The following is an 8,211-nucleotide window of genomic DNA, read 5'->3' on the forward strand; positions in this document are numbered from 1 at the left end:
GCTGCGGTCTACCGAGGTGGGGTTGCCCGCCGACGACGTGGCCGAGTTGCAACGCCTGATCGGCGGATTCGGGATCCAGATCGCCGAACGACTGGGCACCGACGGCGACGACTCCGTGGAGTTGCAGCGGATGCGGGCACTTGCCGCGGTGCGGAAGTGGCGCGAACGGGCACGCCACCCGTTGCTCGACCAGTTCACCGCGCGGGCCTGCACCGTCGCCGCCCGCAGCGCGGAAGGTGTTCTGGAGGAACTGAACACCGTCCGACTGTAGTTCGGCTAGGTGGCGGAGACGCCCGCGATCTCCCCTTCCCGGAACGCGTTGACGAACAGCTGGTGGTCCCTGCGGCTCACCTCGGCGTACGCGATGCCGAAGTCGACGATCTCGCCGACGAACTCGTCCAGCCTGCCGTCGACGACGTTCTGGATGGCGTTTTCGGTCTGGAACGTGACGAGGGTCTGATCGCTGTCCTCGTCGGAGACGCAATGCACCTTCGCCGTCGCCCGGCCGAGGTCCTCGAGCACCGGCGCGATGTCCTCCGGTTCGGTGAGATCGGACCAGTCCAGGTCCAGTTCGTACGGGGAGAGTTCGGCGACCACGAAACCGGTGTCGCCGATCTCCGTGTAGCCGAGCAGCGGATCGGTGTGTACCTGCAGGGCCCGCTGACTCACCGCGGTGCGGTGACCTTCGTGTTCGAAGTAGCCGCGGACGGCGGTTTCGTCGACGATGCGGCTCGGGGCGGCGACGTTGCCCTGCTTGAGCGACAGCACGATGTCGTTCTCGAGTGCCTGCGTCGCCCCTTCGATGAGCACGTTGTACGCAGGAAGACCGGCGCTGCCGATCCCGAAGCCCTTCCGCCCGACCACGTCCTTGATCCGGTAGAACACCGGCCGTGCCGACCGCTTGCTGCGCGGAATTCTCTCGACGTACGTCTCGACCGCCTCGCTCACGGTGGTGCGTTCCTGCTCGTCCACTTCGCGGACGCCGCGGCCGCGCCGGAAGTGCCGATCGTAGTCCTCGAGCACCGTGACGGACTCGAGCAGACTCACCCGGGTGGCGAGGCGCGCACGAAGGAGGAGGTCGTGAATGGCGCCGCGAGAATTGTCCAGGCCCAGCGCGAAGTCCTCGTCCGTCTCCTGCTGCGCATAGTGCAGGACATGGTCGACGTAGCTGCGCAGATACGTTTCGGCCAGTTCGCGGACGTCCTTCTCGGGGAGGGCCTTCTGCCAGCCCATCAGGGCCAGGCTCGCGACGAAGCGACGAAGATCCCAGCTGAAGTGCCCCACGTACGCCTCGTCGAAATCGTTGACGTCGAAGACGAGGGTGCCTTCCGAGTTCATGTACGTGCCGAAGTTCTCCAGGTGCAGATCGCCGTGGATCCACACTCGGCCGGTGCGCTCGTCGGCCCACGGATCGTCGAAGTCACGCAGATCGTCGTAGAACAGGCAGGCGCTGCCCCGGTAGAAGGCGAACGGATCGGCGGCCATCTTCCGGAACTTCGTGCGAAACGCACTCGGGTCCGCCTCCATCAGATCGGCGAAGGCCTCGACGAGGACCTCCACGATCCGACCCTGCCTCGTGGAATCGGTGACGTCCACACCAGCCTCCTTCTCGCGGTCGACGGGGTGCCGCGCGCCTGCTCACGACCGCACTGCACCACGGTAGCGTTCCCGCGCGCCCAGCGACTGCAGATACGTCCACGCATCGGCCACGATCTCATCGAGGTCCGTGTGTCTCGGCCGCCAGCCCAGTTCGGCCTGCACACGTGCGCCGGACGCGACGAGGACCGCTGCTGCAGGATGCCCGCTTTCATGACGGCCACGCGGTCGCCCATGGTCATGGCCTCCACCTTGTCGTGGTCGTCGAAGGGGATCTCAGAGTCGGTGTGCCGAGCCCGACGGCTCGGCGTGCAGGAACTGGGGGACCGGCAGGCCGGCGGTGTCGGCGCGTCGGGCGACGTTCTCGACGACGGCGTCGACCCGGTCAGCCGGAACGAGGGCGATCGCGGAGCCGCCGAAGCCGCCGCCGGTCATCCGCGCACCCCAGGCCCCGGCTTCGAGGGCGGCGTCGACGGCGGAGTCGAGTTCGACGGAGCTGACCTCGTAGTCGTCGCGCAGCGAGGCGTGCGAGCGCTTGAGGGCGTCGCCGATGTCGGTGATCCGGCCGCGGTCGAGCAGGTCGGCGACTTCCCGGACGCGGCGGATCTCGCCGAGCACGTGCCGGACCCGCTGCGCTGCCGGGGAACTCAGTCCCGCGACGGCGGCGTCGGGGTCGGCGACGTCGCGCAGGGTGGCGACGCCGAGGTCGGCGCAGGCCTTCTCGATGGTGGCGCGCCGGTTGCCGTACTTGCCGTCGACCAGCCGGTGCGGCGCGTTGGTGTCGATGACCACCAGCCGGGCGTCGGCGGAGTCGAAGTCGAGCGGAACGTGGCGGGTGGCGCCGTCCCGGCAGTCGAGGAGCAGGGCGTGGCCGGGGCGGGCGAGCATCGCGACCGACTGGTCCATGCCGCCGGTGGACGCGCCGGCGATCTCGTTCTCCGCGCGGATGGACGCGGTGATCAGCGGGCGGCGGCCGGCGTCGTCCGTGGGCAGTCCGGCGAGGTCGGCGGCGGCGAGAGCGAAGGCGCACTCGAGCGCGGCCGAACTCGACAGCCCGGAGCCGACGGGGACCGTCGAATGCACTGCGACGTCGAAACCGGTTCCTGCCGTGAGGTGTCCGGACCGGTGTAGCGCCCACACCACCCCGGCGACGTACGCGGCCCAGCCGACCGGGTGGCCCGGGGCGACGTCGTCGAGCGGACCGCGCCAGGACTCGCCGGTGTGCGTGGACACGGCGTGCAGGATCCCGTCGCCCCGCACACGGACGGCGACGACCGTCACGTAGGGGAGTGCGAACGGCAGGACCAGTCCGCCGGCGTAGTCGACGTGCTCACCGATGAGGTTGACCCGGCCGGGTGCCGTCCAGACGCCGTCCGCGGCGCCGCCGAACGTGCTGCGGAACAGCGCCTCCGCGGGGCCGGCGACCGCGGCGGCGTCGACAGGGGTCACCCACTGCGCCGCACTCACGACGCCACCTCCCGCAGCCGGTCGGCGATGCGCTCGGGTGTGGTGTCGTTGACCCACGCCCCCATCCCGGACTCGGATCCCGCCAGGTACTTCATCCGGCCCGGCGACCGCATCATCGAGAACAGTTGCAGGTGCAGGCGTCCGAGCGGACGGTCCTCGCCGACGGGCGCCTGGTGCCACGCGGCGATGTAGGGCACGGCGTCGATACCCTCGAAGAACCGGTCGACCCGCCGCAGCAGTTCGAGATAGACGTGGGCGAGTTCGTCGCGCTCGTCGTCGGACAGTTCGGTGAGGTCACGGACGTCGCGATGCGGTGCGAGATGCACCTCCAGCGGCCAGCGCGAGGCGGCGGGAACGTACGCGGTCCAGTGCTCGGCGGCCAGGACCACGCGCCTGCCGGATCGAGTTTCGGCGTCGAGGACGTCGGCGAGCAGCAGCCGCCCGGTGCTCTCGAAGTGCTCGCGGGAGCGCCGGATCAGTGCGTCCGTGCGGGGCGGCAGGTACGGGTAGGCGTAGATCTGTCCGTGTGGATGGGTCAGGGTGACGCCGATTTCCTTGCCCCGGTTCTCGAAGCAGAACACCTGCCGGACCCCCGGCAGCGCCGACAGTTCGGCGGTGCGGTCGGCCCAGACGTCGACGACGGTGCGGACCCGGTCGACGCTCAGGGTGGCGAAGGCGGCATCGGGGTTGCTTGTGAAGCACACGACCTCACACCTGCCCGCTCCCGGTGCCAACGGCCACAACGCTTCTCCGTCGACGCAGTCCGGAAGGTCCTGCTCGGCGGCGGCCGTCGCCAGCGACGGGAAGCGGTTCTCGAACACCACGACGTCGTAGTCGTCGGCCGGAATCTCCGTGAGCGCCTTGCCCGGCACGCTCGGGGCGAGCGGCGACGCGTCCGGCGGCGGCAGGAACGTGCGGTCCATCCGCTGGGCGGCGATGACCACCCACTCCCCGGTGAGCACGTCGAACCGCATCTGCGACTGCGACACCGCCGGCGGCAGCGGACGTGAATCCACCAACTCGCGGGTGGCTCCGCCCGACACGTACGGCTCGGAGTCGTCGAAGTAGATCAGTTCGCGGCCGTCCGCGAGGGTCGTCCGGGTCTTGCGCATCCGGAGCCGTGTGCCGGTCTCCCGCGCATCCTGGTCGTCATGCACGGTCATCGACGAGTCCTTCCCGGTTCTCCCGTGTCACCAGCCCACCGGGAATGGTGGGACGGATTCCGTACAGGACTGCTGTCCCGGGCCACGCGTGCAGCCCGAGGTTTGGTCACTGGGATGTTCGGTGAGTCCAGATCCGATTCTGTCCTCTGCCCTTCGAAAGTCAACACAAACGAACAATTTTGCAACTTTTCGATCATCGCGAGTTGGACGCCGATGAGTTGTTCATATCTCGAGTCGATAATTTGTCGGACCGGGATGTCACACTCACCGGGTGCAATTGCGCTACAAGTTCCGGCTTTATCCGACCCCGGGTCAGCAACTCGCGCTGGCGCGGGCGTTCGGCTGCGCTCGTGTGGTCTTCAATGATGCACTTCGCGCTCGAATCGATGCGCACGAAGCCGGGCTGCCGTCACGCCGATGAACGGCTGCCCGAGGTGGAATCAGAAGTCGGTATCGACCTTGGGTTGACCGCATTTGCGGTGCTTTCGGACGGCACAGTTGTCGAGAACCCCCGCCTGCTCCGCCGCGCCGAATGCAAGATCACAAGAGCCCAGCGAGAGGTGGCGAGAAAACAGAAAAGGATCCAACAATCGACGAAAGGCGGTTCGTAAGGTCGCTCGCCTGCACGCCAGGGTCGCCGATGCACGCAGGGACTTTCATCACCAGACTTCGACCAGCATCATCCGCGATAACCAAGCGGTGTATATGGAGAATTTGGCCGTGAACGGTCTCGCTCGCACGCGGTTGGCGAAGTCAGTTAACGACGCCGGCTGGTCAGCTTTCGCGTCGATGCTCCCCGCAGCCGGTCGGCTACCTCGGTGGGTTCCTGCTTCGCCGCGCTGCGCCGACATCGCTGTCGGTCTTACCCTCGCTCCACAGGCGTTTAGTCTCTCGGCGCGTCCCGCCGCGAGGATATTCTTGGCTGCATTGTGGTCTCGGTCGTGGACGGAGCCACATCCGCAAGTCCACGCGCGGACGTTCAGTGGCTTCCTTTCACCGACAGTCCCAGTAGAAAATCCCGACCCCAGGGTCGAGGAGGATGTCAAAACGACTTTTCTGGGCAAGAAGAAGCTGGGGAGGCGAGTACCACTTTGAGGTAAGGGCCACCTGATAGTGGGTTGGGTCCCGGGTGGGGAACCGTAACCCTGGGGTACGTAGCCGGTGCCCCCGCGGCGGGGCACCATGGTTTTCCCCAGTCGGCGAAAAAGTTGAACCGCAGGAGGTAAGTCAACACTCGAACGCCGCATGAAGAGAACACCTCACCGGAACCCGAACCCGGTGAGGTGTTTTCGTCTGTTCTGCCGGGCGGGTCAGAACTCCATGCCCGCGTCGGCGCCCATCTGCATGGTGGTGTTTCCGCCGTCGAGGGATTCCCGGATGATGTCGGCGTGACCGGAATGGTGGCCGGTCTCCCGGATGATGTGGAGCAGGGTGCGGCGGATCGTCCACCACTGCCGCTCGGGTGCCCAGGGTGCGGTGGGCAGTGGGACGAGCACGTCCAGGTCGTCGAGGCCGGCCACGGCGGCCTCCGTCGCGCGGGCCACTTCGGCGTACTCGGCGAGCAGTCCCTCGAGGGTTTCGTCTTCGCGCATGTAGTACTTCTCCATCGCCCACTCCATGTCGAACTCCGCGTTCTCGTCCGGCTCGAGAATGGTTTCGACCCAGTGCTTTTCCGTGTGGGACACGTGCTTGATCAGTCCGCCGAGCGTCAGGTCGCTGACGGTCGAACGTTGCCGTGCCTGTGCGTCGTCGATGTCGCGGACGGTGATCAACAGGGTGGCTCGCTGCTCCTGCAGGATCTGGAGGAGGTCGGCGCGCTCACCGGTGGCCGGGGACTTCTGCGAAGTGGTCATGAGAAGAACAATAGAAGCGATTGAGGTCAGAAACGGTCCTCATTAGGAAGGCCTTCTCAGGGTTTTTCTCGGGGTCCAAGTTGGGTGCCTTCCTGGATGTGTGGAAAGCGCGCGCCGCGAAGGATTCTCGGTATGAACTTCGACTCTCCGGGACCGGTGCCCCGGCCTTCGCACCGACGCGTATGGCCCCGCGTTCTCGGGGGCATGGTGTCGCCCGTCCTCGTCGCCGTCACGGTGGGAGTCGGCACGTTCGCGTACGCCTCGACCGCCGCCGAGAGCGATACCGGCGGGCAGATGGAATTCCGGCGAGCCCTGACGATTCCGCCGCTCGCGCCGGGTGTTGCGGGCCCCGATTTGGGTACCCCCACGGTGACGCGCCATACCGACATCGCCGGGTCGAGCCGGATCGGCGCGGGCGAACCCGCGATGCCCCACCAGCCCGCACCCGGGTGACCCCGCTCGGTTCTCTCTTCTGGGTCCGCCCAGCCCACCGATGATCAGCCCACCGATGAAAGGAATCATCATGATCCGCACGACGATGACCGCACTGGCAGCCGTGGCTCTCGTGTTCGGCGCCGCGTCCGTGACCCAGACCGCTGCCGCCCACCCGGCCTGCAACTCCTCCTACGAGGGCACGACCAACGACGAGTACGACCCGGACCCCGACTTCACGGGGACGACCAACGACGAGTACGACCCCGATCCAGAGTATTCGGGTACGTCCAACCGCGAATACGACCCCGACCCGGAGTTCCACGGCAGTACCGATCCGTGCCAGGTGTGAGTCCGGTCAGCGGTTCCGGCGCAGCCACGGAGACACACCGGGAGCGAACAGGGCGAGCACTCCCACCGCGACGAGGGCGCTGTAGGCGAGCGGCGCCCACTGCAGCACACCGGCGGTCGCGTCACCGGCGTCGGACAGCAGGGTCCACAGGCCCACTCCGCCGGCGACGCTGAGGACGCCGACGACCGCGAGGGTGATCTGGCCCGCCGGTTTCCGGGCGCGCAGGAGTTGTATGCCCAGCAGTCCGAGGAGGATCAGGACGACGGCGATGGCGCCGCTGCCGATCAGCGTCAGGTTCACCGTGTCGGTGATGTCCGTCGCGGAATCGCCGGGATTGTCGGCGGCGACCGACGCCTCGAGGGCGTCGCGGACCGCGCCGAGGTCGAGCGCGATGGCGCCGGCGATTCCGGCGAGAACGACGAACGATCCCACCCAGGCGGACAGCGACACCGCGACGGCCTTCGGGGTGGTATCGGTGGGGGTGGCGCGCAGCGGGGTGACCGCGAACTCCGGACGCGGCGGTACGGGTCGCGGCGGTTCGGGCCGACGTGGCGGCTGTTCGGGTGTCGTCACGCTGCGATCCTATCGACCTGCCGTACCGTGGCGTGCCGACGCGCGGGTCCGCGTCGGCGGCCCCGAAGCAAGGCCTCGAAACACGGCGCCGAAAAAGATGTGGGCATCCGGGAACAAATCTCCGCACCCCTCCGTTGAGCCTTACGACAACATGAGCGTGCAAGACTCAAGTTCGAATTGACTCCCGACGGTGTCGGAGTGCAAACTTGAGCGGAGGGCGCTCACTAAGCGCCAACATCGCAGTTCAGTAATGAAAAACCTGCCCACAGGACTGCAAAACGAAAGTGAGGAACACTATGGCTCGTGCCGTCGGTATCGACCTCGGTACAACGAACTCGGTCGTGTCTGTGCTGGAAGGCGGCGAGCCCGTAGTGGTCGCAAACGCCGAAGGTTCACGCACCACCCCGTCGATCGTCGCCTTCGCCAAGAACGGTGAGGTGCTGGTCGGCCAGCCCGCCAAGAACCAGGCCGTCACCAACGTCGATCGCACCATCCGCTCCGTCAAGCGCCACATCGGCACCGACTGGAACGTGGAGATCGACGGCAAGAAGTACACGCCCCAGGAGATCAGCGCGCGCACGCTCATGAAGCTGAAGCGCGACGCCGAGGCGTACCTGGGTGAGGACATCACGGACGCCGTGATCACCGTCCCCGCGTACTTCGAGGACGCCCAGCGTCAGGCCACGAAGGAAGCCGGCCAGATCGCCGGTCTCAACGTCCTGCGCATCGTCAACGAGCCCACCGCGGCCGCACTGGCCTACGGCCTGGACAAGGG

At 67.2% G+C, this 8,211-nt stretch carries 10 protein-coding genes and 4 pseudogenes; 7 read left to right on the forward strand and 7 right to left on the reverse strand.

Annotation, left to right across the window (positions count from 1 at the left end; all coding sequences use genetic code 11):
• Nucleotides 1-271 (forward strand): annotated as a pseudogene (locus AC1D1G_RS37515) (Isoniazid-inducible protein iniC); the annotation flags it as partial.
• A gap of 5 nt (nucleotides 272-276) precedes the next feature.
• Here AC1D1G_RS37515 and AC1D1G_RS37520 read toward each other — a convergent pair.
• The 4 genes and pseudogenes from AC1D1G_RS37520 to galT all read right to left on the reverse strand — a co-directional run bounded on the left by AC1D1G_RS37520 (nucleotide 277) and on the right by galT (nucleotide 4,226).
• On the reverse strand, nucleotides 277-1,596 hold the full coding sequence (locus tag AC1D1G_RS37520; RefSeq protein ID WP_477956109.1) for a DUF2252 domain-containing protein: 1,320 nt from the start codon (nucleotides 1,594-1,596) through the stop codon (nucleotides 277-279).
• Between the two features lie 42 nt (nucleotides 1,597-1,638).
• A pseudogene (locus AC1D1G_RS37525) lies at nucleotides 1,639-1,788 on the reverse strand (UDP-glucose 4-epimerase GalE); the annotation flags it as partial.
• Between the two features lie 84 nt (nucleotides 1,789-1,872).
• Entirely contained in the window at nucleotides 1,873-3,063 is a 1,191-nt protein-coding gene (galK, locus tag AC1D1G_RS37530) for a galactokinase (RefSeq protein WP_477956110.1), read from the reverse strand.
• Complete coding sequence (gene galT, locus AC1D1G_RS37535; protein ID WP_477956111.1) at nucleotides 3,060-4,226, reverse strand: galactose-1-phosphate uridylyltransferase; 1,167 nt, start codon at nucleotides 4,224-4,226, stop codon at nucleotides 3,060-3,062. Before galT ends, galK begins: the two co-directional genes overlap by 4 nt.
• A gap of 271 nt (nucleotides 4,227-4,497) precedes the next feature.
• Here galT and AC1D1G_RS37540 point away from each other — a divergent pair, with 271 nt between their 5' ends.
• From AC1D1G_RS37540 to AC1D1G_RS37550, 3 genes and pseudogenes are all read left to right on the forward strand, one after another.
• A complete protein-coding gene (locus AC1D1G_RS37540; RefSeq protein WP_477956112.1) occupies nucleotides 4,498-4,647 on the forward strand; it encodes a helix-turn-helix domain-containing protein in 150 nt (49 codons plus the stop codon).
• A complete protein-coding gene (locus AC1D1G_RS37545) occupies nucleotides 4,592-4,837 on the forward strand; it encodes a transposase (RefSeq protein ID WP_477956113.1) in 246 nt (81 codons plus the stop codon). The genes AC1D1G_RS37540 and AC1D1G_RS37545 overlap by 56 nt, the downstream gene beginning before the upstream one ends.
• Nucleotides 4,838-4,847: 10 nt before the next feature.
• Nucleotides 4,848-4,904, forward strand: a pseudogene (locus AC1D1G_RS37550) (hypothetical protein); the annotation flags it as partial.
• A gap of 179 nt (nucleotides 4,905-5,083) precedes the next feature.
• On the opposite strand, the pseudogene AC1D1G_RS37555 reads toward AC1D1G_RS37550, so the two are convergent.
• Together AC1D1G_RS37555 and AC1D1G_RS37560 are read right to left on the reverse strand one after the other, a co-directional pair.
• Nucleotides 5,084-5,215, reverse strand: a pseudogene (locus tag AC1D1G_RS37555) (zinc ribbon domain-containing protein); the annotation flags it as partial.
• A 321-nt stretch (nucleotides 5,216-5,536) separates the two neighbouring features.
• On the reverse strand, nucleotides 5,537-6,079 hold the full coding sequence (locus tag AC1D1G_RS37560) for a DinB family protein (protein ID WP_280780856.1): 543 nt from the start codon (nucleotides 6,077-6,079) through the stop codon (nucleotides 5,537-5,539).
• Between the two features lie 132 nt (nucleotides 6,080-6,211).
• Between AC1D1G_RS37560 and AC1D1G_RS37565 the strand changes: the two genes are divergently transcribed.
• Entirely contained in the window at nucleotides 6,212-6,532 is a 321-nt protein-coding gene (locus AC1D1G_RS37565) for a hypothetical protein (RefSeq protein ID WP_283333505.1), read from the forward strand.
• Between the two features lie 70 nt (nucleotides 6,533-6,602).
• On the forward strand, nucleotides 6,603-6,863 hold the full coding sequence (locus AC1D1G_RS37570; RefSeq protein ID WP_005238337.1) for a hypothetical protein: 261 nt from the start codon (nucleotides 6,603-6,605) through the stop codon (nucleotides 6,861-6,863).
• A 6-nt stretch (nucleotides 6,864-6,869) separates the two neighbouring features.
• On the opposite strand, the gene AC1D1G_RS37575 is transcribed toward AC1D1G_RS37570, so the two are convergent.
• Nucleotides 6,870-7,436 carry a hypothetical protein gene (locus tag AC1D1G_RS37575; protein WP_283333506.1) on the reverse strand — a complete coding sequence of 189 codons (567 nt, stop codon included), beginning with the start codon at nucleotides 7,434-7,436 and terminating at the stop codon, nucleotides 6,870-6,872.
• A gap of 296 nt (nucleotides 7,437-7,732) precedes the next feature.
• Here AC1D1G_RS37575 and AC1D1G_RS37580 point away from each other — a divergent pair.
• On the forward strand, nucleotides 7,733-8,211 hold a 479-nt coding region (locus tag AC1D1G_RS37580; protein WP_477956114.1), incomplete at its 3' end, for an Hsp70 family protein.

It is taken from the genome of Rhodococcus sp. P3_B8, assembly GCF_056402775.1.